The 25,488-nt window shown below is 48.6% G+C and carries 21 protein-coding genes and 1 riboswitch; of the genes, 7 read left to right on the top strand and 14 right to left on the bottom strand.

Annotation, left to right across the window (positions count from 1 at the left end; all coding sequences use genetic code 11):
- Window positions 1–12: 12 nt before the first annotated feature.
- Together CWE09_RS13350 and CWE09_RS13355 are read right to left on the bottom strand one after the other, a co-directional pair.
- Complete coding sequence (locus CWE09_RS13350; protein ID WP_126804567.1) at window positions 13–1,938, bottom strand: GNAT family N-acetyltransferase; 1,926 nt, start codon at window positions 1,936–1,938, stop codon at window positions 13–15.
- A gap of 17 nt (window positions 1,939–1,955) precedes the next feature.
- Window positions 1,956–3,374 carry a sodium-dependent transporter gene (locus CWE09_RS13355; protein ID WP_126804568.1) on the bottom strand — a complete coding sequence of 473 codons (1,419 nt, stop codon included), beginning with the start codon at window positions 3,372–3,374 and terminating at the stop codon, window positions 1,956–1,958.
- Window positions 3,375–3,587: 213 nt separating this feature from the next.
- Here CWE09_RS13355 and CWE09_RS13360 point away from each other — a divergent pair, with 213 nt between their 5' ends.
- A complete protein-coding gene (locus CWE09_RS13360; RefSeq protein ID WP_126804569.1) occupies window positions 3,588–4,877 on the top strand; it encodes a phospholipase D-like domain-containing protein in 1,290 nt (429 codons plus the stop codon).
- On the opposite strand, the gene CWE09_RS13365 is transcribed toward CWE09_RS13360, so the two are convergent.
- A complete protein-coding gene (locus CWE09_RS13365) occupies window positions 4,868–6,061 on the bottom strand; it encodes a multidrug effflux MFS transporter (RefSeq protein ID WP_241974383.1) in 1,194 nt (397 codons plus the stop codon). The two genes, CWE09_RS13360 and CWE09_RS13365, sit on opposite strands and share 10 nt — an antisense overlap.
- Before the next feature lie 161 nt (window positions 6,062–6,222).
- Here CWE09_RS13365 and CWE09_RS13370 point away from each other — a divergent pair, with 161 nt between their 5' ends.
- Window positions 6,223–6,567 (top strand): zinc ribbon domain-containing protein YjdM, encoded by a 345-nt coding sequence (locus tag CWE09_RS13370; protein ID WP_126804571.1) that lies wholly within the window; start codon window positions 6,223–6,225, stop codon window positions 6,565–6,567.
- Window positions 6,568–6,570: 3 nt separating this feature from the next.
- Here CWE09_RS13370 and zapE read toward each other — a convergent pair whose 3' ends face one another.
- Window positions 6,571–7,614, bottom strand: a complete 1,044-nt coding sequence (zapE, locus tag CWE09_RS13375; protein ID WP_126804572.1) for a cell division protein ZapE — start codon at window positions 7,612–7,614, stop codon at window positions 6,571–6,573.
- A 109-nt stretch (window positions 7,615–7,723) separates the two neighbouring features.
- Between zapE and CWE09_RS13380 the strand changes: the two genes are divergently transcribed.
- Window positions 7,724–7,942: a hypothetical protein gene (locus CWE09_RS13380; protein WP_126804573.1), complete on the top strand. Its 219-nt coding sequence runs from the start codon at window positions 7,724–7,726 to the stop codon at window positions 7,940–7,942.
- 7 nt (window positions 7,943–7,949) lie between these two features.
- On the opposite strand, the gene CWE09_RS13385 is transcribed toward CWE09_RS13380, so the two are convergent.
- Window positions 7,950–9,143: an EAL and HDOD domain-containing protein gene (locus CWE09_RS13385; protein WP_126804574.1), complete on the bottom strand. Its 1,194-nt coding sequence runs from the start codon at window positions 9,141–9,143 to the stop codon at window positions 7,950–7,952.
- A 147-nt stretch (window positions 9,144–9,290) separates the two neighbouring features.
- The gene (locus tag CWE09_RS13390) at window positions 9,291–9,908 is read right to left on the bottom strand and encodes a TMEM165/GDT1 family protein (RefSeq protein WP_126804575.1); all 618 of its coding nucleotides are present in this window, start codon (window positions 9,906–9,908) and stop codon (window positions 9,291–9,293) included.
- 97 nt (window positions 9,909–10,005) lie between these two features.
- A riboswitch (yybP-ykoY riboswitch) is annotated at window positions 10,006–10,115 on the bottom strand.
- Between the two features lie 86 nt (window positions 10,116–10,201).
- Here CWE09_RS13390 and CWE09_RS13395 point away from each other — a divergent pair.
- Window positions 10,202–11,554, top strand: coding sequence for a sodium/glutamate symporter (locus CWE09_RS13395; protein WP_126804576.1), 1,353 nt, complete (start codon window positions 10,202–10,204; stop codon window positions 11,552–11,554).
- A gap of 7 nt (window positions 11,555–11,561) precedes the next feature.
- On the opposite strand, the gene CWE09_RS13400 is transcribed toward CWE09_RS13395, so the two are convergent.
- The 6 genes from CWE09_RS13400 to CWE09_RS13425 all read right to left on the bottom strand — a co-directional run bounded on the left by CWE09_RS13400 (window position 11,562) and on the right by CWE09_RS13425 (window position 17,687).
- The gene (locus tag CWE09_RS13400) at window positions 11,562–12,209 is read right to left on the bottom strand and encodes a MarC family protein (protein ID WP_126804577.1); all 648 of its coding nucleotides are present in this window, start codon (window positions 12,207–12,209) and stop codon (window positions 11,562–11,564) included.
- A gap of 147 nt (window positions 12,210–12,356) precedes the next feature.
- A complete protein-coding gene (gene trxA, locus CWE09_RS13405; RefSeq protein ID WP_126804578.1) occupies window positions 12,357–13,208 on the bottom strand; it encodes a thioredoxin in 852 nt (283 codons plus the stop codon).
- Window positions 13,209–13,280: 72 nt separating this feature from the next.
- Window positions 13,281–14,639: an aldehyde dehydrogenase family protein gene (locus CWE09_RS13410; protein WP_126804579.1), complete on the bottom strand. Its 1,359-nt coding sequence runs from the start codon at window positions 14,637–14,639 to the stop codon at window positions 13,281–13,283.
- The gene (locus tag CWE09_RS13415; RefSeq protein ID WP_126804580.1) at window positions 14,636–16,093 is read right to left on the bottom strand and encodes an NAD-dependent succinate-semialdehyde dehydrogenase; all 1,458 of its coding nucleotides are present in this window, start codon (window positions 16,091–16,093) and stop codon (window positions 14,636–14,638) included. Before CWE09_RS13415 ends, CWE09_RS13410 begins: the two co-directional genes overlap by 4 nt.
- 5 nt (window positions 16,094–16,098) lie before the next feature.
- Entirely contained in the window at window positions 16,099–17,223 is a 1,125-nt protein-coding gene (locus CWE09_RS13420; RefSeq protein WP_126804581.1) for a PQQ-dependent sugar dehydrogenase, read from the bottom strand.
- Window positions 17,220–17,687: a hypothetical protein gene (locus CWE09_RS13425; RefSeq protein WP_126804582.1), complete on the bottom strand. Its 468-nt coding sequence runs from the start codon at window positions 17,685–17,687 to the stop codon at window positions 17,220–17,222. Before CWE09_RS13425 ends, CWE09_RS13420 begins: the two co-directional genes overlap by 4 nt.
- Window positions 17,688–17,857: 170 nt before the next feature.
- On the opposite strand from CWE09_RS13425, the gene CWE09_RS13430 reads away from it, so the two are divergent.
- The 3 genes from CWE09_RS13430 (at window position 17,858) to CWE09_RS13440 (ending at window position 22,917) form a co-directional block, all read left to right on the top strand.
- Window positions 17,858–19,882 (top strand): NADPH-dependent 2,4-dienoyl-CoA reductase, encoded by a 2,025-nt coding sequence (locus CWE09_RS13430; RefSeq protein WP_126804583.1) that lies wholly within the window; start codon window positions 17,858–17,860, stop codon window positions 19,880–19,882.
- Window positions 19,883–19,961: 79 nt separating this feature from the next.
- A complete protein-coding gene (locus tag CWE09_RS13435) occupies window positions 19,962–21,269 on the top strand; it encodes a Glu/Leu/Phe/Val family dehydrogenase (protein ID WP_126804584.1) in 1,308 nt (435 codons plus the stop codon).
- A gap of 106 nt (window positions 21,270–21,375) precedes the next feature.
- Window positions 21,376–22,917, top strand: a complete 1,542-nt coding sequence (locus CWE09_RS13440; RefSeq protein WP_126804585.1) for a hypothetical protein — start codon at window positions 21,376–21,378, stop codon at window positions 22,915–22,917.
- Here CWE09_RS13440 and CWE09_RS13445 read toward each other — a convergent pair.
- Window positions 22,914–24,806 carry a propionyl-CoA synthetase gene (locus CWE09_RS13445; protein WP_126804586.1) on the bottom strand — a complete coding sequence of 631 codons (1,893 nt, stop codon included), beginning with the start codon at window positions 24,804–24,806 and terminating at the stop codon, window positions 22,914–22,916. The genes CWE09_RS13440 and CWE09_RS13445 overlap by 4 nt on opposite strands.
- 105 nt (window positions 24,807–24,911) lie before the next feature.
- Window positions 24,912–25,472, bottom strand: coding sequence for a glutathione S-transferase family protein (locus CWE09_RS13450; RefSeq protein ID WP_198679803.1), 561 nt, complete (start codon window positions 25,470–25,472; stop codon window positions 24,912–24,914).
- Window positions 25,473–25,488: the final 16 nt, after the last annotated feature.

Genomic DNA, 25,488 nt, shown 5'->3' on the forward strand with positions numbered 1-25,488 from the left:
ATCAAGGGGCTACTATAACTGGGGCGGTAAAGTGACACAAATTTGTCGTAATTCCTTAACGCAATCTTTACGCCCGTGAAGCCCATGTTGTTTCGCCACTTGAGATAACGGCAATGGGCGGTAAAGCGCATCCTTTAATAATTCTGGCGCTTCGGAGGTTAAATTTATATAAGCACTCAAGGCCGGCTGCACCAGGTCGAATGGAAGATGAGCTTTCGCGAAGGCTGATAGCATTTGCTGCAATCGTAGTTGAGCATCCACTTTGTCGAGAACGTAACGCTGGGTTAATGGCAATAGTGTTCGCACCAGCTCTGCCGACAGGGGAGTGCGTAACAGGTGCCAGTTAAGTTCAGCCAGGAAATAACACTGCCAGCGCTCAACCTTAGTAATCCAAAGCGGATTCAGAGGCAGTAGTAGAAGTCCCGAATAGCGACCACTTGCCATGTCGGGTTTACTGCCGATGCGGACCGGCAGAAATCCTGCGTTTTTCCAGAAATGCAGCAGTTTTGGAGAGAGTCCGAAACTGCTGCCAAGCGCGGCATAACTCTGTTCTCTTGCATAGGTGACGCACTGGTTTAGTAATTTGCTGCCGAACCCTTGCTGCTGCTGTGTGGGTTCTACCGCAATACGGACGACACGAAGTAACGGCGAAGCTGCCGCGTCTTTATCGCGCAGGTGATAACAAAGGCTCTGGCCCAACAGGTTGCCAGGAGGACGCCGTCGACCGGAGTACACGGCGTCGGCCAGCGAACCAGTCAAGTGGCCTTCATGACTCAACCAGGCGACACCAAGCAGATTATCGGCTTGCCACTGCAGAAGAAGAGATTGGTTCGGGTCATCGAGCAATAGTTTGAGATCGTTTGGACTGCTTTGATAGTGAGCATTCAGTAACAACTTAAAGCATTGTTTAAGTTGTTCCTCATTGAGTTCGCTGGCATGAGCCTGCTGGTAGCTTACCGGGCCATTAAACGGGGTCGGTGATATGTCGTTGTGAGAAGGTAGTAATAAGGCTCGTTGCAACCATGTTTCGAGTGGGCAGCCTGCCGCCCAGCGTTGTGGCTGTTGCAATTCAAAGCTCAGAAACTGACTAAAGGTTTGTTTTAGATGCTGCATAAACTGTAGGGCGAAGCCCCGGCCACAGCCTTCGTAACCTTCAGTAGTAGTTGCCATCTTAACCTGGGGGAAACGCTCAATAATGGCATCCAGCATATGTCGTGGCAGGCTGGCTGCTTCGTCCAGAATCAGGGTGTCCTTTGGCTGCACCTGGTCGCTTTGCAGCAAAGCGTCGGGGGCAATGAAGGACGGGGTCGCGCCTTCATTGCGAGCATGCAGCATAAGAGTTTCAACCTGGCGCCGGGCTGGCGCACAAACCCAGACTTTAGCTTTGCTGCGCGCCGCCAGAAAACCAAGTAGGGTTGATTTTCCACGACCACGAGCAGCGATAATTAAAGCCGGTTGAGGTATGGTTAAGTGTGTCGAAAGCTGGCGCAGGACCTGCGCTTGTTCAGCCGTTAATTGCACAGCGGCATGCATTGGTGGCAAGGCAAAATTTTCTGGGAACTCCCCAGGTTCTGGATCTTTCAGGTAATTACAAAGCTGCTTTGGCCGCTTGTTTATCAAGCGGTGTAAAAAAGGACAGGGGCTGGCAGGAAGTAAGAGCACCAGGGCGCCGCCGCCGATGATACTTCCGCTTAAGGCAGCGATGGCGTCTGCATGCACCTGATGTCGGCAATCAATGACCAGTACCAGATTTGTGCTACCCAGGTACTGACGGTACTGATTAAGATCCAAAGCAGAAGATTGCTCACCGAAATGCAGGCAAAAAGATGGCCAGTTGCATGCTTGCTGCAGACCTTCAACAAGCAGCAGGCCTCGTTGCTGGGTTTTCGCTGCCTGCTTTAGAAGTGAGCCCAGCGCAGGCAGAATCTGATTATTCATAACCCGCGCTTACACCTTTAAAAGAGTGCGGCGTCGAAGAAAATGCCAAGCACTGTGTTGATAAAGACAATAGCCAGCACCACCGGTATGAAGGTGGTGATTGAGAAGCTGATATAACGTCGCAGCAGGCTGGTCGCATAACGCTGATTACCCTCAGCCAAAGCTTCGTGGAAATTGTTGCGCTTCCAGCCCCAGACGACAAAAAGACAAATCAGAAGGCCGTTTAATGGCAATACGGTGTCGTAGAACACATCGTAAATCAGGTCAAAGAAAGAACGAGGTCCACCACCATAGGTAACCAGTTCCGTCAGGAAAGCGACCATGCCAAATGAAACCATAGCAATCAGGGTCAGTGAGCCCATTGTCATCGCCAGCACCGCTAAGGCGCGCTTACGGGAAACATTGTATTTGCGCACTATGGTGGCAGTTGGAACCTCAATGATAGAAACCAGAGAAGTGATAGCGGCAAAAAATACCAGTAGGAAGAAAAGAGCGGCTACGATACTGGCGCCCAGATAGCCCAGGGTCTCCTGCATGGCTAAAAATATTTGCGGCAGGAAGGTGAAAATCATGGCGACTGAAGAGTCGCTCAGTTCCTGAGGATTGGTATTAGGGTCGAAGACAAAAATTGCCGGCAGGATCATAAGACCGGCCACAAAAGCGACAATGGAGTCGGTAATAGCAACCAGTTTAGCTGAACCCACCAGGTCATCACGTTGGCGGAAATAAGAGCCGTAAGTGATCAGGATACCCATGCCTAATGACAATGAGAAGAATGCCTGCGAGAGGGCGCCACTGATGACGGAACCATTTATTTTGCTAAAATCAGGAACCAGGTAAAACTCTACTCCAGCAAAGGCATTGTCGAGAGTAAGCACAAAGATAACCAGTACCACCAGCATGACAAATAAGCTGGGCATGAGCAGTCGTGCTGCTTTCTCAATGCCGCCGCGAACGCCGCCAACCAGAATAAAATGAACGATAGCGGCGACTACTATTAAGTACAGAAAAACGGAGTAATCATTTATAAAGGTGCCGAAATACTCGGGATCTGCCAGGGCATCGAGGTTGCCGGATACTGTTTGCAGAAAATAGCCCAGGATCCACACGGTGATAACCATGTAGAAAACACCGATCATGAAAGGAGTCAGCACGGCGAGCCAGCCTGCAAAGCGCCAGGGACTTTTCGAACCGGCTATAGCTCCGTATGCGCCATGGGGATCAAGTTGGGTTTTGCGACCCAAACCCATTTCCGCGAGCATAATAGGCAGGCAAATAAAGGCAACGAAAATGGCATAGATGATTAAAAAGGCGCCACCTCCGTTTTTAGTTGCTGCGACCGGGAAACCGACCATATTGCCGATACCTACGGCGGAACCCGCTGCAGCCAAAATAAAACCGAGTTTAGAGCTAAAGTGTTCGCGTTCAGCGCTCATGACAGTCCTTCTTCTGTAATCGTTGTTTGTTGTTATAGCTATAACGAGAATAGCCAACGGTTATAACAGGTTTTACGCGCCTTCAGCAAACCTAATCAGGTCAGGCCATCGGTTTTTAGCGATAAAAAGTAGTTGGAAGATTAGAGTTCAGTCATTTCCTTGCTACACTGACACCCTGATTATATATCGACATATTTAAAGGTATTTAGCTCCATGGCAGTAAAAAGACCGTTTCTATGGCTTGTTATTAGTATAATGAGCATTGTGCTCGTGGTGCTGGCTATTAATGTGGCTTTGTTTAATGCGCTACCTAAACCTATACGCTTAGTGCATGGTCTGGAGCTTAGTTATAATGTCCAGGACCCGATATTTGAACGCAGTATGGGAGCTCTATTACAAAACCCAGTGCAACCGGGCAATAGCGTTGAAATTATTCGTAATGGAGAAAATATTTATCCGGCAATGATTGCGGCTATTGAACAGGCAGAGCACTCAGTGTCGTTTGAAACTTATGAGTTTTGGGGGGAAGAATCCGCCGGAGAAATTTCTCAGGCATTAGCGGATGCAGCAAGACGTGGAGTCCAGGTGCACGCATTGATTGATTTTATGGGGTCCACGCAAGCCAGTAGCGCAAAGTTTGAGACGCTGGAACAAGCTGGTGTTCATGTTATCAGGTACCGCAGCCCTTCCTGGTATCAGTTGTCCAGAATTAATCACCGGACGCACAGAAAACTGCTTATTACTGATGGTAGTACCGGCTTTACCGGTGGGGCTAATGTAGCAGATAACTGGCTGCCAGGCCCTGATCGAACTCCCTACCGTGATAACCATTTCCGCATTGAGGGGCCTGTGGTCGCTAATATGCAGGCTGCTTTTGCTGAAATATGGATGAACGCCAGTGGCATATTGCTGGAAGGCCCTGAGTATTTCCCTGAACTTAAGGCCACTGGAGATACCGCACTGCAAATGGTTAAAAGTTCGCCTCGGGAAGGCCGCCACCGTGTGCGATACATGTTGTTGTACGCCTTAGCTGCAGCCGAAGAGAGCTTTACCGCATCGACTGCTTATTTCTATCCTGATGCTGCTTTTTTAGAAGCCATGAGACTGGCTGCTGAACGTGGAGTGCGAATACGTATATTACTGCCAGGCGATACTATTGATCAGGGATATTTGCGTCATGCTTCGGTTAACCGCTGGCGACCCATGTTAGAAGCTGGCGTAGAACTTCACGAATATCAAACGTCCATGTACCACTCAAAACTGGTTTCAGTTGATGATCAATGGGCGACTTTTGGCTCAGCAAATCTGGATAATCGCTCTTTTCGGATTAATGATGAGGGCAATATTGCTGTTTATTCGCCTGACTTTTCCCGTCAGATCCGCGAGTTGATAGAAGAAGATATAGAATACGCAGAACGTTACACGCTGGAAGACTGGCAAAACCGTCCCTGGCATAAGCGCATTATCGGCTGGGTCAGCTCAGTGCTTGGTGCTCATTTTTGAACTACTGTCACAGGTCGCTGCAGCCATTCGCGCAGAACAATGCCAATAAGCGGGCAGGCAGCCATCACCGCGACCATGGCATAAGGAGTGCCGTCGCCTAACAGCCCAACCAGGGCCCCCGATAGAGCTCCCAGCGTAAAGCCGCTGGCGCTGATGAGGGCGGTAGCTGTAGCGGCACTGTGAGGGAAGTAATCAGTAGCACCGGACATACCATTAGCGACGATAAAACCCTGCATGCCGATAAATAACATGATTTGTGCTACCAAAAAGCCTAATGGCAGTTGCAGTAGCAGAGTCGTAATAATCATGCTGATGCCGAGAATCAGTTGAATACTCTGGCCGACCCGTAAAATCTGCGTGGTTGAAAAACGGTGCAGCAGTCGAATGTTTATCTGGTTACTAAGCGACAAAGCCAAAATGTTAGCACCGAATAAAAAAGGATAGATAAACTCACTAACGCCGTAATAACCCATGTAAACACCTGGCGAACCGGTAATAAAAGCGAACATGCCGGCGTTACTCATCGCTACTGAGAATAAGAATGCGAGTGCCTGACGGTTTTTCAATACGGCTAAGTAACGCCGCAGAGGGCTTATCACGGACACATGCTCAGCCAGCCGGGTTTCGGGCAGAGCCAGGCGTAGTACTACCAGTAAAATAGCGGCATACAGAAAAAGAAAAAAGAAAATGCTGCGCCAGTCGGCGAAGAGCAATAAAAAGCTGCCAATAAAGGGAGCCGCCAGAGGCGCTATCATTAAAATAGTAACTATTTTTGATAAAACCTGCGCACTTTCACGCCCTGAGTAGCGGTCCCTTACCATGGCCATGGTATTCACTACACCCATACCACCACCAAAAGCCTGCAATAAGCGGCCTACCCAGAGAAGCTCAATGTGGGAGCCTAAAGCCGTTATCAAGCTACCTGCCATAAACAGGCTTAGGCCAATTAAAATGGTCAGGCGTCGACCGTAACGGTCTGAAGTGGGGCCTCCAATTAGCTGACCTGCGGCGAAACCAATTAAAAACAGACTTAAAGTTAATTCAATATTATGCAGTGAAGTATTCAAATCTTCTGCCATTAATGGAATAGCAGGCAGATAGGCATCGATGGCAAGAGGACCTAAAGCAACAAGGGCTGCCAGCATCCAGGCAAAACCACGAATATGTCGTAGTGATGAGCTCATGACGGTACTTCTTCTCTGACGAGGTGCAAGAATATGACAATCATTATACATAAAAGGGCTGCTTATTTGCAGAACAGTATCTTGGAAAGACACTCAGCGTGGACAGCATTTTTGTATTCTGGCATTATCCGCGCTCTTCTGAATCTGTTTAGTGAGATGACATGAGCACTTTACCTAATTGCCCGGCCTGCAATTCTGAGTTTACTTATCAGGATGGAAACCTCTATATGTGCCCGGAATGTGCGCATGAATGGTCAGCCATTGCGGGAGCAGATGACGAAGCCGACGAGAGTCTGATAAAGGCGGATGCTAATGGTAACCCATTACAGGATGGCGATACCGTTACTGTGATCAAAGATCTTAAAATCAAAGGCAGTTCGTCGGTGGTTAAAGTGGGCACTAAGGTGAAAAATATCCGTTTGGTTGACGGGGACCATGACATTGACTGCAAAATTGATGGTATCGGTCCGATGAAACTAAAATCAGAATTCGTTAAGAAAGTCTGATGTTTACCAGCGCTGCATTTCATATAAACGCGAGTTGCAGCGCTGAAAAGGGACCGCAAGCTGACGGGCCTGATAAAGTTGCTCTGGCGGGACCTGAGCGCTGACTAACAGCAGGCAGTTGCGATCGTAACACTCGTCGACTAAGGCGATAAAACGGCGTGCTTCGTTATCCAGCTTACTGACGTAAAGCTGCTGTTGTTCGCGCTGATAACTCTCTTCTACACCATGCACCAGTTCCTTATCGGGTATATAACTGAACTCAGGCACCTGATGCACCGCTATCGCCCGAAAGCGACTGGCAAGCTCCATGTAGTCGCGTTGGCTGCGGGGACCTGAGCAGAGTTCCATGAAATTAAAAGCTATGATGTTTTCATTTTGCCAAAGGCAATTTATAGTGCGATTCATGACCTGAACCTGATGTACTGGCTCGGTTTGACCAAAGCGCTGCTCTGTCAGCTCTCGCAGCTGTGCTTTTGAACCGTTAAGCAGATAGTGAGGCATTGTCTTATTTTGTGTTAAGCGATAGTCCTTACCTCCGTCTAAATGAAGGACTTCACAATGTTTCATCAGCAGGTCAATGGTGGGTAGAAAACGCTGACGTTGCAGACCATTGTAATAAAGCTTTTCCGGTGGCGTATTCGAGGTTGTAATCAAAATCATCTCGAGGTCAAAAAGATGGCGCCATAAGGTACCGAGCAGCATGGCGTCGCCAATATCTTCAACCATAAACTCGTCCAGACATAGAACACGGTACTCTGCTGCCCAGTCAGCGGCTATCGATTGCAAAGGATCGGCCTGTCCTGAATAACTCTGCAGGCTGCGGTGAATCTGAGCCATAAAGTGATGAAAATGAACACGCTTTTTCTGCGGAGTTTGTAGTTGTGAGAAAAAATGGTTCATCAGCATGCTTTTTCCACGCCCCACTGGTCCCCAGATATAAAGTCCTTGCTCAACGCTTTGGTTCGCATCAATACGACAGGCCAGATGCGTTAAACGCTGGGCCAGACGCTGCTGCTCTTTATCAAGCTGAAAGGGGCGCTGGTGCATACAAAAAGCTGCCTTCTGTTAATTAAACGGGATAGCGTTTTTGCATTCTAACAAATCTGCTAAGCTTATGAGTAATTGGTAAATTTTTTAATGTGCAGCAGGAGTTGGGATGTTTAATAAAAACGCTTTAATCGCGTTATCGGGTATTTTTTTACTAGCGGGTTGCGCCGGACATACCCTGGATGAGGATGCTGCGCGTGATGCGCAACTAGCTGAGTGTCAGTTAATACAGGATGATCAGGAGCGCCTTGATTGTATTGAGCGGATAACTTTAGGGGACACGGCAACTGAGCCAGCGCCACAAAGCGATCCGACTCAGCAATATTAGTACGGTATTAACGATTAGCGATAATTAATTGCACTTGCTGACTTTGTTCCTGATAAATCTGGATCCATTCATTTTTCAGCGATTTGCTGTGTTTCCCGCTATGGATACTGCGCTCAGTAAGATGAGCTGCTTTTACCAGCATTCCTGTGTTTCCCGCATACTTGAGAGCGGCTTTGGCTATGGTAGTGCTTACATTGACAGAGCTAACAAAGGCTTTTTTATCTACATTCAACAGAATATCGGAAGCTGATAATAAAGCTGCAAAAAAGGCCTGCTCCGGCTTTACATTCCGCGATGTGTATTTCTTTGCTAACTCGGCACAGGTAAACGCCCGCGTCAGGGCTATATGCACATTTGCCGGGGAATTACATTGCAATGACGAGATCAAAGTTACCCATTTTTTTACCAGCTCCAGCCCCAAACGAATAACGACGTCCTTGATTGAAGTTACTTCTTTGGCTGTTCTGTACATAGGACTGTTGGCTATTTTCAAGAGACTTATCGACAATGCAGGTTCATTGGAGATAGCATCAGCTACCTCTTCAATATGAGCTTCCTGGGCAAATATTTTCTGTAAAAGGGAAGCGAGCTGCAGGCCTGAAGTGGTGATTTTCTGACCCGAAATTATAGTGGGGCGAGCCAGGAAATAGCCCTGAAACAAGTCGAAATCCTGCTCCATATAGAGTTCGAGCTGGTTCTGATTTTCTACCCGTTCAGCCAACCAGGTTAGATCATAACTGGCTAGTTTATCCTTATGTTGTATGGCTTCAGCAAGAGATAATTTGGAAATATCGACTTTTACAATAGACGCCAGTTTGAGCAGAGGGTCCCATTCAGGTTTGAATTCGAAATCATCCAGGGCAAAACGGAACCCTTGGTCATGCCAGTTCTCGATTGCTCTTATGGTTGCGTTATCTGGCTGAATCCGCTCAGTGAGCTCAACCACAACATGGTCTGGTTTTACGGGCAGAAAAGCCCCTGAATGGAGAAAACTTGCGGTTACGTTGAGGTAAACAGGTCTATCGGTTTGCTCAAACTGTTCACTGATGCCTGTACAAAGATTAAATAACACTTCGCTAGTGGCAATATCTTCGCCAACATCGAATGCAGTAAGGCCATCATCGTGACGATAAAGTAATTCCGATCCTGCGATTTCAAGTTGGCGATTATAGATAGGTTGTGAAGCGAACAGAATGTTCATTAAGCATTAGACTGTACCTAATTAGAAGTACGCTCATAGTAAAGCATTTATTTTTAACTTTATAGTGTTAAAAATAGGCCAAAGTATTAGCAAACATAGCCTTTTGCCATGAGAGTTAAGGCTAGTGTGGCCTAAAGAGATCTTATTTTAGCTCTCAATGGAAGGTAATAAATGATCAATCTGAAGTAAGCTTACTTCAGGTAAAATACCCACTGACTCAAGTAGTACCCACAATCCCAGAATTAAAAATAAGATAGAGGCAGACCAGCGTAATGCTGTTACCGGAATATGCCTGGCAAACTTATAACCAAACCAGAGGGCAGGGGTAGTGATCATCAGAATACCCAATGTAGCCCCTAGTACTACGGGCCAAAAAGCCTGGTAACCACCAGCCAGTGTAATAACTACGAGTTGGGTTTTATCGCCCATCTCCAACAGGAAGAAGGCTAACATGGCGGCGAAGAAAATATGCCGTTTAGACAGGTTTTCTTTAACTTCTTCATCTTCAGGAATAAGCACCCAGAATGCCATGATAAGAAAGGCAATGCCTATAATCCAGGCCTGCCAGTCAGCTGATAAAAACTGGAATAACCAGATACCAAAAAAGGCGGATAGAGCCTGGTTAAGAAAAAGCCCAAGAGCCATGCCTGCGAATATCGGCCAGGGACGGCGGTAACGTAATCCCATTAATAAGGCTAAAAATAAGGAACGATCGCCGATTTCAGCGATACCGACAGTTAGTATTGAAACGAAAAAAGCTTCCATGGTACGGGTCCGGCCGGGCAGTCTGAATCGAGATTGTGGTGTCAAATTCGACCGCCCGGCAAAGAGCCACTGAAATACAGATTTTCAGTGTGAATTCAACACCACAGGTCTCGTCAAGCTAATGCCGTGCATACCATGGCTCGTTTTCAGCCAATTATGTTGATATGCACCTTCACACTGGCGTGCGAAGCGACTACTCCCCTGAGGTTGGCCTAATTTAGCCATAGCAATATCGCGTTGTCAATCAGGTTTTGCTAGCCTTAAGGCATTACTTTACTCCGGAATCAGGCCAGATGCAGTTAATCGATATATTTGTCGCCATGTTACTTATGGGCCTGCTTATCTTGCTGGCTCAGGGATTGCATCTTAAGCTGCCTTTTTTAAGCCGCTATTTTATTCCCACATCCGTGGTTGCTGGCTTGCTCGGTTTGTTGTTAGGGCCGCAGGTTGTTGGCGAAGACTTAAGTTTATGGCCGGATGCGACCACCATAGTCTGGTCAGGGCTCCCCGAACTCTTGATTAGTGTGGTTTTCGCCTGTTTATTTCTCGGTAAAAAGCTAGCCTCGCCGCGCCAGATATGGCGCATGGCAGGGCCCATGGTTGCTCATGGACAAACGCTTGCCTGGGGACAGTATGTTATAGGCCTGTCGCTAGCATTGTTGATTCTAACTCCTTTATTTGGAGTGAGTCCTTTGGCAGGAGCGGTCATTGAAATAGGTTTTGAAGGTGGCCATGGTACTTCTGCAGGACTGGCTGATACTTTCGCTGAGCTGGGGTTTGAATCAGGAGCCGATTTAGCTCTTGGATTGGCGACAGTCGGCATAGTAGCCGGCGTTTTATTAGGTACCTTGCTGGTTAATTGGGGACGCTATAAAGGCTTAATTAAAGACCACGAAGTCACCCTTGATAAGAAGAAAAAGCAATCACAGGATTCAGTTCCTGCCTCGTTACTGGAGTCTATGACGTTGCACCTGGCTTTTATAGCACTGGCTATTAGCCTGGGTTGGCTGCTGTTGCAGGGGCTTATTCTGATTGAGTCTTTTACCTGGAACCAGCAGGGCGACGGCCTTGAACTGATGGGCCATATGCCTTTGTTTCCGCTAGCTATGTTGGGCGGAGTACTGATCCAGATGTTGTTAACACGTCTGGGTCGAGGGGATCTACTGGATAGCAAGTTAATCAGTCGTATTTCAGGCACCGCGCTGGATGTGTTAATTGTGGCTGCTATCGCCACTTTGTCATTGGCTACAGTAGCTGAGTATATAGGGCCCTTTCTGATTCTTGCGGTGGCTGGCGTTAGCTGGTGCCTGTTTGGGTTTTTATTGCTGGCGCCCCGTATCTTCCCTCGTGACTGGCTGCCCATGGGGTTAGCTGACTTCGGTCAGAGCATAGGTACGACGGTAGTAGGTCTACTCCTGGTACGGATGGCCGATCCGTTGAATAAAACCGGTACGCTGGAAAGCTTTGGTTATAAACAGTTGTTATTTGAACCTTTTGTCGGAGGGGGAGTGGCAACTGCGATGTCACTGCCCATGATTTATTATTTTGGCGCCTTACCTGTGTTGCTTGTCTGTGCGGCAATTATGTTGTTCTGGCTGTGCGTAGGTTTGTTTGTTTTCGGGCCTGAGAAAGAAACCCAGGAATAGTTGTTTATCAGAGGCCCTGGTAAATTTCTACTACACCATTAATTACAAACTGAACGGCAATAACGCAAAGAATAATACCGAAAACACGGGTGACAATTTCTTTGCCGACTTCCCCCAGATACTTAACCAGAAAATGCGAATACACCATGGCGTAGTAACAGGCACCAGTAGTAAAGAAAATAGACAGAAATACAACCAGCAGGTGCCAGGCAGTGGGCGCTTCACTGGTTAATATCATGACAGTAGCTATAGACCCCGGGCCGCTAATAAAAGGAATTGCCAGTGGGATAACGGAAATGTCATTTGCAATTTTGCCATCAGCGCGCGGCGGTTTATCAGCAGATTCCTCTTCCCCTTCATCTTGTCCTTTACGGATCATGCCCATGGCGATGCCAAATAAAATAAGGCCCCCGGCTATACGAAAGGCTTCAATAGTAATACCAAAGAGAGTAAATATAATACCGCCGAGCAAGGCAAAGGTAACAAAAATTGAAGTTGCTATCAGGGTTGAGCGACGTGCCGTTTCAATTTTAGTTTGCTGTGAGGCTCGCGGGAGCAAAGATACAAAAATAAAAGCGGTAGTTAGCGGATTTACGATCACAAAAAGCGCCATGATGGTAATCAAGAAGTATTCGACGAACCCTGAAACATCCATTTTCTTTAATGGCCTCACTGACGTTTTATTTAGTAGTAGAGTAGCTGTTTCTGGTCGAATAACCAGTAGCTGGTTGGATATTGAAAAACAGGCAAAAAAAAGCCGGTTGGGGGAACCGGCCAAGAAGGAGTATGTTGCGACAATAATTCAATAAAGCATGCTGTACATTTTTCTACGCGACGCGGCGGCCAGTGGATCACCATCCGGTAAATTATTGATAATATCGACTGTGGTTTTGCGTGCCTCGCCAAAGTTCATATCTGTTTTTAGTACCTGAAAGAGTAAATTCAGGGCTTCTTCATGACGTTTAGCCTGGTGATACTGAATGGCCAGCTTTACTTTAAGGTCAAGATCATCGGTGTTTTTCTGTAACTGCTCTTCAAGCGCTCTTATTTCCGGGCTGTCAGCGGCTTCTTCTGCCAGCTTAATCTTGGCAATTATCTGCTGATAGTAGCTGTCCTGATCGGCAATGGTCAGATCCTGTAGCAATGCTTTCGCCTGCTCGGTATGTCCGATGCTGGCAGCCGCATCAGCAAGCAAAAGCCGAGCCTGAGCGGCTTCAGGATTAAGATCATAAGCCTGTTTGGCTTGAGTATAGGCCGTTTCAAAATCCTCAGAAGCCAGCGCGTTACGAGCTGCCTCCAGCGCATCATCTTCCGGGCTGGGCAGATATTTGCTGAGCATTTCGCGAATAGCGGATTCAGGTTGCGCACCAGCCAGGCCATCCACAGGCTGCCCGTCTTTGAATACAACAATAGTAGGCAGGTTGCGCACCCCAAACTGGCTGGCAATGGCCTGTTGCTGTTCGCAGTCAATCTTGGCCAGAACCAGATCATTCGGGTAGTCGCCTGCTATTTTTTCAAGTATGGGAGTTAACTGTTTACAAGGCTCGCACCAGTCCGCCCAAAAGTCGATAAGGATAACTTTTTCTTTGGAGCCTTCAATTAATATCTGCTGGGCATTCTGTTCGTTGATATCAACAATATTCTGAGCTTGCACGGCAACACCTTGATTCAGTGATTGGGTTATATACTGAATAGGTGGGGCCGTAAGTTCTGAGTTCAAGTCCGCTTACATCAGCTTTTTAAGCCATTTTAGTTTTTGACTGGAAAATGGGGGGTAACGCAGAGCGACATCGAGGTGAAAACTGCGTGTCATAACTGGCTTCTCATGACTAAAGGTGCGCAGGCCGAACTCACCGTGATAACGTCCCATGCCGCTGTTGCCGACACCACCGAAAGGCAGTTTGTCGTTCAGCATAAACATCATGGTGTCATTAATACACAGGTTACCTGTACTTATCTGATGCTCTACATCAGCTTGTTCGGCCTTGTCATTAGAAAAGGCGTAACAAGCCAGAGGTTTTTCGCGTTGGCGCACGAAATCAATGCCTTGTTGGAATGAGTCAACACGGATAATAGGCAATAAGGGACCAAAAATTTCTTCCTGCATGATGGCAGAGTCACTGGCAGGGTTATCGACTAACAGCGGTTTTATATAGAGTTCGCTGCGGTCAAAGTCGCTGTCATTAATGAGCGTTTGTCCGTCCATTAGTGTTAATAAACGGCGGAAATGCTGCTCATTAATGATACGGCCGTAATCCTTACTACGTTGTGGGTCGTCTGTATAAAAGTCTTTGATGCTTTGTAATAGTGCATCAACTAATGGCTGGTAAGCTTCTTTTTCCACCAATACGTAGTCAGGGGCAATACAGGTTTGTCCTGCATTCATCCATTTGCCCCAGGCAATGCGCCGGGCGGTAACTTTAATATCACTTTTCTTGCTAACCAGAACCGGGCTTTTTCCGCCGAGCTCCAGAGTCACCGGAGTCAGGTGCTCAGCTGCCGCCCGCATGACTATTTTCCCGACTCGATTGCCGCCGGTATAAAAAATATGGTCAAAAGGCAGCTGTAAAAGTTCGGTCGCCAGACTGGCATCGCCATTAAGTACCGCAACAGCTTCGGGATCCAGGTATTGAGTCAATATCTCGTGCATAATGCGGGCGCTGTTAGCGCTCACTTCTGAAGGTTTTAAAATGGCCGTGTTGCCCGCAGCTATAGCGGCGATTAGCGGACTCAGGCTGAGTTGCATTGGATAGTTCCAGGCTCCCATAATAAGTACGGTGCCTAAAGGCTCCAGCAACAGTTTACTACGTCCTGGTTTGGCAACCGCAGGGGTGCTTACTTTTCGCGGTTTCAGCCAGCGCTTAAGATTTTTGCGGGTATGGCGGACATCTTTCAGCAAAAAGCCGACTTCTGTGTTCCAGGCCTCAGCTTTGCTTTTACCAAGGTCTTTTTTTAATGCCTCAATGATCAGGCTTTCATTTTCAGTCAAAAAGGCTTCAATCGCTTTAAGCTGTTCAATTCGCCAGGATAGAGGACGAGTAATGCCACGCGCAAAACTTGCGCGCAGTTCTTCAAATACCTTCATAAAGCGCCTTGTACCAGGGTTTTAATTTCCAGGTATTCATCAATACCATAATGAGAGCCTTCTCTGCCAATACCCGATTGCTTAAAGCCGCCAAAAGGATGCAGGGCATGTGAGATGGCACCGCTATTTATGCCCACTAAACCAGCCTCTAAAGCTTCGGAAACACGGTGGATGCGATCTGTTGCTGATGCGCAAAAATAGGCAGCGAGGCCAAATTCGGTGTCGTTGGCTAAGTCGATACCTTCATCCTCTGTGTCAAAAGTCTGAACCGCCACCACAGGTGCGAAAATTTCTGTCTTACTTATGCTCATTGCCGGGGTAACAGAGGTCAGTAACTGAGGTTGATAAAAAAGTGCTCCTAGTTGTTTATCTACACCGCCTTCAAGTTCAAATCGAGCGCCGTTGCTGATCGCGTCATCGACCAGGTCACTCGCTTTATCAACAGCATCCTGATTGATTAAAGGGCCGAGATCACTGTCTTTATTCTGGCCTTTGCCAACGACCAATTTCTGCATTGCATTTTTCAGCTTGTGCACAAAAGCTTTTTCTACACTCTGTTGCACCAGCACCCGGTTAGCACTAATACAGGTTTGCCCTGCATTACGGAATTTACAGGCAATAAGTTGTTCCACTGCGATATCCAGGTCAGCATCGTCGAATACGATAAAAGGGGCATTACCACCCAGCTCCAGCGACACTTTTATAATCTGGTCGCTGCATAGTTTCATTAGTTTGCTACCAACAGCAGTTGAGCCCGTGAAAGAAAGTTTGCGTACTGCTTTGTGCGCGCAGACAGTTTCACTGAACATGGACGAATCCTGAGTCGGTACAATGTTAATGACACCGGCGGGAATTCCCGCTTTTTCCGCGAGGACGGCGAGAGCTAACGCAGACAGTGGTGTTAGCGAAGGGGGTTTAATGACCACAGTGCAGCCAGCTGCAAGAGCCGGGGCCACTTTGCGGGTTATCATGGCGGTGGGGAAGTTCCAGGGCGTGATAATTGCAACCACACCAACAGGCTGTTTGATGACCCGGCTTTGCTGGTTATCTTTGATGTTGGGCAGTATATCGCCGCGAATGCGTTTGGCTTCTTCCGCAAACCATTCGATAAAACTGGCACCGTAGGCAATTTCGCCAGCGGCTTCCTGCTCTGGTTTACCTTGTTCCAGGGTCATAATTTCGGCCAGTTCCTGCTGGTGCTGCATAACTAAATCAAACCAGGCTCTTAATTTTTCAGCACGTTGCTCGCAGGTTTGTTTGCGCCAGCTTTTAAAAGCATGCTCAGCCGCTTCTATAGCTGACTCCACCTGAGTTTTATCAGCGCTAGCGACTTCGACAATAGTATTGCCATCGGCCGGGTTTGTTACAGCAAAATGCTGTTGAGCATCCTGCCATTTGCCATTAATATAAAGACCCTGATTGATTAACTCATCGCGCTTGAATTTATTACTCATAAGGTTTACTCCTGAGAAGCTGTAATGCGAATAAGCTGACCATTTTCCTCGTCAGTCAATAAGTACAAAGCCCCTTCGGGGCCAGTGTAGACATAGCGTATGCGTTTATTTAATTCGCTAAAAAGCGTTTCCTGCTCAACTACCCGTGTTCCGGACAGACGCAACCGCTGCACGTTTTTTGCGGCCAGCGCCGACACAAAAAGATCGCCATCCCAGTCTGGAAACTGGTCACCCCGGTAGAGTGTCATACCTGATGGCGCGATTGATGGAGTCCATTCCAGTATAGGATCTGTCATGCCCGGCAGTTCAGTAAAAGGGGTAATGCGGGCATTATTGTAATCGACACCGCCAGTTAACAGAGGCCATCCATAATTGGCTCCGGGGGTTATTAAATTGAGCTCATCGCCGCCTCGTGGACCGTGCTCGTTAGTATACATGCGCTCTTTAAGTTGATCATAAACAATTCCCTGAACATTACGATGGCCATAGGAATAAGTTTCTGGAGCTGCGCGGGATAGCCCTATTAGAGGGTTGTCGTTAGGAACACTGCCATCTAAGTGCAGGCGCACAATACTACCTATATGGTTTTCTGGCTGCTGCGCCTGCTCACGGTAGTCAAAACCGTCTCCTAGCGTAAGTAACAGGGTGTCATCGGGTAAGAATTCAATGCGGCCCCCGTAATGAGAGCTACCCGCGCGGTCGTAGGTAGCACGGAATATTTCTTCACTATCCTGCAGGCGATTATCGGCAAAACGGGCCCGTGACAAACAGGTCGTGTTGGCACGAGCTGTGCCGCAGGCATAACTGAGAAAAATATGCTGGGTCTGGGTAAAATCCGGGCTGAGTCTGATTTCAAATAAACCCGCCTGGCCATCGACCCACATGTCAGGTAATCCCTTAATGGGCTCCTGTTGCAAGTTGCCATCAACATCAATGAGACGCAGTCGGCCTTCTCGCTCTGTGAGTAAAATGTCGCCATCAGGCAAGAAATCCATAGACCATGGAAATTGCAAGCCTTCAGCAACCACTTCAGTCTGATAATAGGCACTAACCGCCGGAGATAACGCCGAAGACAGTGCCGAAAATAATAATAAGCTGAAAGCAACAGCCAGTGCGCTTAGTTTCTTCATGGGGTAACTCCGTTTGAATCCGGATCAGGCTTACTGGTGATAAGCGCGTAAACGGCGGCTCCAATAGCTGCTGCCAGAAGCATGACAGCGGTACCTCCGAGAGTGCGGGTGGCGGCAATGAAGGTGGGCATAGGCGCTAGCATATTAATTAAATGAAAGGTGACCCATAAACCGACAATTGCAGCCAGTACCAGGAGCCAGAAACGATAGTTTGGAAATCTACGAGCAATAAGTTCAGCGATAGCAAAGGCGATGAACAAAGCGCAACTAACAATAAGAAGGTAAAGTGGTGCAAAATTGATCAGGTCATGCAAAGTGTTATCCACACGCATGCTAAACCCTACTGGCGGAGCAATATCGCGCAGTGCAATGAGGTTCAATTGAGTCTGAAAAATTGAGCCCAGCACTGTGGTGACAGCGATAGCTGCCAGAAAAGCCAGGATCACTTTTAATCCGTTATGCATAATAAGTCCTAGTTGCTTTAAGGGGGGCTAACCTAACTCATTAAACTAGCTGAATTTTCCTAACCTCGCCAATCCTTTACGGGGTTCAGTGACCTTTATCAGGGCTTGCTTGCCTGGTCTGAACCCATTAAAGTGAGTGTATTACAGGTACGACCAGAACAGGAATTATCATGAGTCATCCATATCCGCATATCTTCGAGCCTCTTGATTTAGGCTTTACCCGTTTAAAAAACCGAGTTCTGATGGGCTCTATGCACACTGGGCTGGAAGAAGCCAAGGGTGGGTTTGAGAAAATGGCTGCTTTTTATGCTGCTCGTGCCCGGGGTGGCGTAGGTCTGATTGTGACCGGTGGTATTAGCCCAAACTTTCGTGGCCGTCTGACGCCTCATGGTAGCGAGTTAAGTCGCTTTTGGCACGTTAAAAAGCATCGGATTGTAACGGATGCGGTGCACCGGGAGGAGGGCAAGATTTGCCTGCAAATCCTGCATGCAGGGCGTTATGCTTTTCACCCTTTTAGTTTGGCACCCAGTGCTATTAAGGCACCTATTACCCCGTTTAAACCCAGACAAATGAGTGAGCGGCAGATTCAGAATACCATCCAACATTATGCGCGGGCGGCGCGACTGGCGAAAGAAGCCGGTTATGATGGCGTCGAAATTATGGGTTCTGAAGGCTATCTGATTAATCAGTTCCTTTGTGAACGCACTAATAAGCGTACTGACAAATGGGGTGGCAGCTTTGAAAAACGGATGCAATTGCCTCTCGAAATCATTAAAGCGGTACGTGAAGCTGCCGGTGAGGAATTCATTCTTATCTATCGTTTGTCGATGCTGGACCTGGTTGAAGATGGCCACAAACTGGAAGAAGTCATTCAGTTAGGCAAAGCGGCAGAGCAGGCGGGCGCGACCATTATCAATACAGGTATTGGCTGGCACGAAGCAAGAGTACCTACCATAGTGACGTCAGTACCCCGAGGGGCGTTTAGCTGGATAACGGCGCGGCTGAAACAGGAGTTACAGGTGCCAGTGGTTGCCTGTAACCGCATTAACACCCCTGAAATAGCGGAGAAAATTCTTGCTGACGGCGAAGCTGATATGATTTCTATGGCTCGTCCGCTGCTGGCTGATCCTGATTTTGTCAATAAAGCTGAGCAGGGTGCGCCGGAACGTATTAATACCTGTATTGCCTGTAATCAGGCCTGTCTGGATCATGTGTTTAAGAACCAAAGAGCCACTTGCCTGGTGAATCCGCTGGCCTGTTACGAGACAGAACTGGTTATGCGTAAGGTCGACAGCGCAAAGCGCATTGCCGTGGTTGGCGCTGGCCCAGCAGGTATGGCTTTTGCCTGCTATGCAGCGGAACGGGGACATGAAGTGCATTTATTTGATCAGTCAGAGGTTATTGGCGGTCAGTTTAATTACGCCAAACAAATTCCCGGCAAAGAAGAATTTTACGAAACCATTCGTTATTTTGAACATCGCCTGCGTGAAACCGGTGTTGCTTTGCATTTAGGACAGTCGCAAAGTGCCGCAGGTTTGCAGAAAGGGCGTTTTGACGAGGTCGTATTGGCGACTGGCGTGAAGCCGCGGGATCTTGATATCCCGGGCGTTGATCTGCCGCATGTCATGAGTTATCTGGATGTATTGCGTGACCATAAAGAAGTGGGTCAGCGAGTGGCGGTGATCGGCGCCGGGGGCATAGGTTTTGACGTTTCTGAGTACATCACCACCACGGAATCGCCTTCGTTAGATCCTGATGAGTGGCATAAAATCTGGGGCATTGATAAGCAATATAATAACCGCGGAGCTTTACTGGAACAGCGCCTGGCTGAACCTAACCCACGTCAGGTTTACCTGATGCAACGCAAGGAAAGCAAAGTCGGTAAAGGTTTGGGTAAGACCTCGGGCTGGGTGCACCGCACAACATTGCGCAATAAAGGCGTGAAAATGCTGAATGCCGTTACTTATCACCGGATTGTGCCTGAGGGTATTGAAATTGAGCGGGACGGTGAGAAACAGTTACTAGCTGTAGACAATGTTATTGTTTGTGCCGGACAACTGCCACTGCGCCCTTTACAGAGCGAATTACAGTCAATGGGTATCAGCACCCACGTAATTGGTGGTGCTGACGTAGCTGCGGAACTCGATGCTAAGCGGGCTATTCGTCAGGGCGCTGAGCTGGCTGCTATAATTTAGCCAGGACTTTTGATCTGATCAGTCGTTACTGCGTATGCGTTAGTAAGGTACTTGAAAGCTAAAATAGATGAGGAAGCAGATGGCAGATAAACAGAAGCATGCACCTGAAGTATTGAAAGATGCACAAAGTCGGTTAGAAGACATTTACGAGCGGCTGGATGTTTCTGATGATGCACGTCATCGCCTGGCGTTTCCGCATCGCCTGGCTCAGTTTTCGATACCTGTGCGCATGGACAATGGCTCTCTGCGTGTGTTTCAGGGCTGGCGAGTACAATATGATGTCACGCGCGGCCCGGCCAAGGGAGGCATCCGCTTTCATCCTGGCGTAAATGCTGATGAAGTGACCGCACTGAGTTTCTGGATGGCAATTAAGTGTGCTGCGGTAGATTTACCTTATGGCGGCGGTAAAGGCGGTGTGCAGTGCAACCCTAAAGAATTATCGCGTATGGAGCTGGAGCGCTTGTCCCGTGGCTATATGCGCGAAGTGTATGACATCGTGGGTCCGGACATTGATATTCCGGCACCGGATGTGAATACCAATAGCACCGTTATGGGCTGGATGGCCGATGAATACTCGCTAATAGCACGTTGTCAGTGTCCGGGCGTTATCACGGGTAAACCTGTTGGCCTGGGAGGTTCTCAGGGACGGGTTGAGGCGACTGGTGAGGGCGCACTGCAAGTGCTTAATATCTGGGCACAGCGCAATGATAAAACCCCAAAAAATATGACAGTGGCGGTGCAGGGCTTTGGTAATGCTGGTTATCACTTTGCCCGAGCGGCTGCACGTGAGGGTTATAAGGTCGTTGCGGTATCTGACTCTAAGGGGGCCGTGTATGCAAAGGAAGGCCTTGATGTGGAGGCGGTTTATCAGCATAAGAATGAAACCCGTGAATTGAAAGGCATCATTTATTGTGAAGATTCAGTCGGCGATGAAGAAGTGGGTAAACGCATTGATAACGCGGACCTTCTCGCTTTGGATGTTGATGTGCTGGCGCTGGCTGCACTGGAGAATGCCATTACTGACGAGAATGCCAGGGCGGTTAAAGCTCAGGTCATACTGGAAATCGCCAACGGACCTGTGACCGCTGCTGCTGATGACATACTTGAAGAGCAACAAATTACAATACTGCCTGATGTGCTGGCGAATACCGGGGGTGTTATTGTCAGTTATTTTGAGTGGATTCAAAATCGCACGGGGGACTACTGGAAAGCTGAGAAAGTCGGTCAGCGTATGCAGGAGCGCATAAGTGAGCAGGCTGATCTTATTTTTGCGCTGGCAGAAGAACAAAAGGTAAGTCCGCGCACGGCGACTTACATGCAGGGCATTAAACGCATTACTGAAGCTATGGACCATCGCGGATCACAACGCTTCTTTACGGGTGACTAGCCACTGTTAAACTTTGTTAAAGGCGTCGGTAGGTAACTGTCCGGCGCTTGTTATTTTGTACGATCCGGTTAGCATAACCTTTTTCTGATTTTGAAAGGATGCACGGATGACTCCTCGTTCACTTTTATATATACCTGTTTTATGCATAGTCGCTGCCTGCTCTGCTGAGCAACCACAAGTATTGCACTTCCAGCCAGATAACGAAGAAGAGCGTCGCTACCAATTTGTTTCTACCAGCCATATATCGAGTCGCGATGCTCATGATGGGGAACATAGTGAACGTATTCAACACACTGAATTTAAAACCTACCGGGTAAGCCAACGCGATGCGGATTCCGTTCAGCTCAACGTGCAACCGGACTATCTGCATGCGCAAGCTGACTCAGGCGTTGCCTTTGGCAGTGTGCTGGGAGCTACCACCGAAGCAGACAGGGTTCAGCTGGGCACTTTGGCGCAAGGTCGGGACATTGAGATTAGCTTTGCAGAGGGTCGTTTGTTGCACGCTTCGCCGGAGGCTTATACCCGAGCACGGCTGCTTTTAACGGGGACTTTGAATCAGATTCAGGAAGTATTGGCGCAGCCTGGGCTGGTTAGCGGCATGGCGCTGGAAGCGGGTGCTTCCCGCACTATCAAAGAGAACCGGCCTGAAGGTGTTCCTGGTTTCAGTTTAACTTTGGGAGAAGTGCGTCAGCATGATGCCAGTTTTACTATTGAAGGCGATACTGACTCTGGGCAAGTTTATGGTCGCATGTGGATAGATCGTGAAACCGGCTGGCTGAATCGTGCCGGTGTGGTGCTAATTAGCAGCTTTCGTGACGACGGTTACCAAGGTGAAATACGCACTATTGCCTCGATAACCCAGGCGGAATGGCCTTATGCGGAACTTATGGAACATAGTTTAACCGATGTTCCTATCGACTTTTCACCTCAGGCTGAGGATCTTGACCATCTTGTGACTGCGACTGAAGAGAGCATATTTGCTGAGTCGCAGGGCACTTTGCAACTTAATGGCGATCGTTTTACGCTGACGTATTCGCATCCTCTGGAGGAGGCGGACGAAGCGGGACAGTTTAGCTTTACTCAGATGCAGGCTTTTGATGAACAGGGCGAGCTGCTGGATCTGGAGTTACAGGCACTGCGTCCGTATAGCTATCATGATGGTGACCAGGTGCTTACCATCGGAGAGGTTTTTCCGCTTGGCTGGGAAAACATTCAGGCTAATCTGGACCAGGTGCATAGCATTGAAGCTGAAGTTCAGTGGTTCCCTCAGGAACTGCAATTGATACCTATCGACGTGCCTCAGCAGGGTAGCAGCGAGCTTGAGCATGGCAATGCGCGGGCACGACTGCAGGCGACAGAGAATCCCCGTGAATTTGATCTTTATCTGTATCCTACTCAGCATAAGCTGTTTGGTTATCAGGTGTATGGCGCTGAGAGCGGGGTAATGCATGCGCTGGGTTTTGAAGGTGGCCCGGACTGGCTGAATGAGCGGGAACGGGAGGTGCTCAATGTACTTGAGCATGGCGAGTTCCCGACTCATCTTAGCCTGCAGTTTCGCAATGAGGTGCCGCAGCAGCTGCGGCTAGTGGCCTTTAGCATTGAGCAGGAAGCAAAGGCCCAGCAGAAGGTGCGTTTTGCCGTCGATTAACCGGTGTTTTCAAGAGCGGCTTCAATTTCCTTAAGGCTATCGGGATCATCGATAGTGGACGGCACCTGATAGTCTTCCCCATCAACGATACTGCGCACTATTTTGCGCAGTATTTTTCCGGAGCGGGTTTTAGGCAGGCGTTTGACCGGCACGGCAATTTTGAAGCAGGCCAGTGCGCCTATGTGTTCGCGCACTAAGGCAACCAGCTCTTGCTGCAATTGTTCTGCACTCATATCAATACCATTTTTCATAATCACCAGACCCACGGGCTGCTGACCTTTGAGTGAGTCCTGTTTAGCGACAACGCAGCATTCAGCAACCGCTGGGTGACTGGCAACCACTTCTTCCATTTCCCCGGTAGACAGGCGATGTCCGGCGACATTGATGACATCATCGGTGCGCCCCATGATAAATATATAACCGTCCTCATCTTTATAACCGCCATCACCACTGGCATAAAAACCAGGGAACTGACGCAGGTAACCGCTTTGATAACGCGCCGGATTATTCCAGATAGTGGTCAGGCATCCCGGAGGCAAAGGCAGTTTTATCGCAATATTTCCCTGCTCACCGTTTTTCACTGGGCCGCCGCTGTCGTCCAGAACCTGAATATCATACCCAGGTACTGGCACCGTGGCTGAGCCAGGTTTAACCGGAAGGCGTTCGATGCCGGTCAGATTGGCTGCAATTGGCCAGCCGCTTTCAGTCTGCCACCAATGGTCAATGACCGGACGTTTCAGTTTATCGCTGGCCCATTGATAGGTGGGAGGGTCCAGACGTTCGCCGGCCATGAACAGCGTTTCCAGTACTGATAAGTCGTATTGCTCCAGCAGGGCTGCTTCCGGATCTTCTTTACGTATAGCCCGAAAAGCCGTTGGAGCTGCAAAGATAGCTTTGACTTTGTAATCCTGGCAGACCCGCCAGAAAGCCCCGGCGTCCGGAGTGAAAACAGGTTTACCTTCATAAAGCACAGTGCTGCAACCCGCTAGCAAGGGTCCGTAGACTATATAAGAATGGCCGACTACCCAGCCAACATCGGAGGCGGTGAAAATGACATCGCCAGCGTGGCAGTTATAAATAGCCGACATGCTGTAATGCAGGGCGACGGCATAACCACCAGTATCGCGCACCACGCCCTTGGGTTTTCCGGTGGTACCGGATGTGTAGAGAATATAGAGCGGATCAGCGCTGTTAACAGGCACAGGGTCGGCGTCAGTGGCATGCTGCATGGCGCTGTCCCAGTCCAGATCGCGACCAGGTTGCAATTGTGCTTCAACCTGCAGTTCAGGCGCTACCTGGCGCTGGTATATAATGCTGCACTCAGGCTTGTGACTGGCTTTTTGCAGTGCTTTATCAAGCAAGGGTTTATAAGGAATTAAACGTGTAACTTCAATGCCATGGGACGCGGAGATGATCACTTTAGGCTTGGCATCGTCAATGCGAATGGCCAGTTCGTGGGCGGCGAAACCACCAAATACAATGGAATGTATAGCCCCCAGACGGGCAACAGCGAGCATAGCTATCGCCGCCTGGGGGATCATCGGCATGTAGATAACGACGGTGTCGCCTTTTTGCACGCCCTGTTTTTTTAATACCCCCGCAAAGCGGGCGACCTGGTCTTTAAGTTCAGCATAGCTGTAGGCCTGTTTCACTCCGGTAACAGGAGAGTCATAAAAAATAGCGGTCTGCTCGCCACGGCCTTGTTCGACATGAAAATCCAGAGCCAGGTAACTGATATTGAGCTGACCGTCAGCAAACCAGTCAGGCGCAGTTTCATCGCTGCTTACTATCTGTTGCGGAAACTTATACCAGGCCAACTGGGAAGCCTGTTCCTGCCAGAATTGTTGAGGGTGGTGCAATGCCTGCTGGTAGTGGTCGTGGTAGTTCATACCAGGCTCCTGTTATCTGTTTATACAATCAATAACTGTAGCGAACCTGGTAAGTGAATAAACTTAGACTTAAGGCTAACAGCCTATGTTTTCAGTTGATCCAGATCAGCTTTGTGGTGGTTGAGTCTGCACAAAGGCGTCTTGCTGTTGTGCCAGGCTAAGCCAGTCCTGCAGTGCTGGGTAGGCGTTGAAATCAAGACGCTTGCGATACTCCGCCCACTCAATAAAACAAGCAAGACGAATACCCGCGTCATCCCAACTGAGTCCTTTTGCAGCCCGTTCCTGTAATGCTGCCAGGCAGCTTTCAATACGGTTAGCCTGGCGTTCTAAATAGGGATTGTTGGCGATATCAATGCCGCTGTTTTCTAATAAAAACAGATTGATAGTACTGTCCAGAGCTGCGTTGACCAGGCAGAAAAGATCAAAAGACTCAGCGGTGGCACAGAATTCTTCGCCTGCCTGCTGGCGCAGGTATTTGATGATGCTTGCTGAGTCGTGTAAGTGAGTGCTTCCATCATGCAGGTAAGGGACCTTCTGAGTCGGTGATCCTGCAGCACTTTGCGTATAGTCAGTTTGCATGAACTCAAACGGTGTCTGAGTTTCAAGCAGCACGATACGGCAATGTCTGACAAAGGGAGAGGTATAACTTCCGAAAAGCTGCATCATGTCTCCTGGTATGGGC

The organism is Aliidiomarina minuta (assembly GCF_003987145.1).
Taxonomy (GTDB): domain Bacteria; phylum Pseudomonadota; class Gammaproteobacteria; order Enterobacterales; family Alteromonadaceae; genus Aliidiomarina; species Aliidiomarina minuta.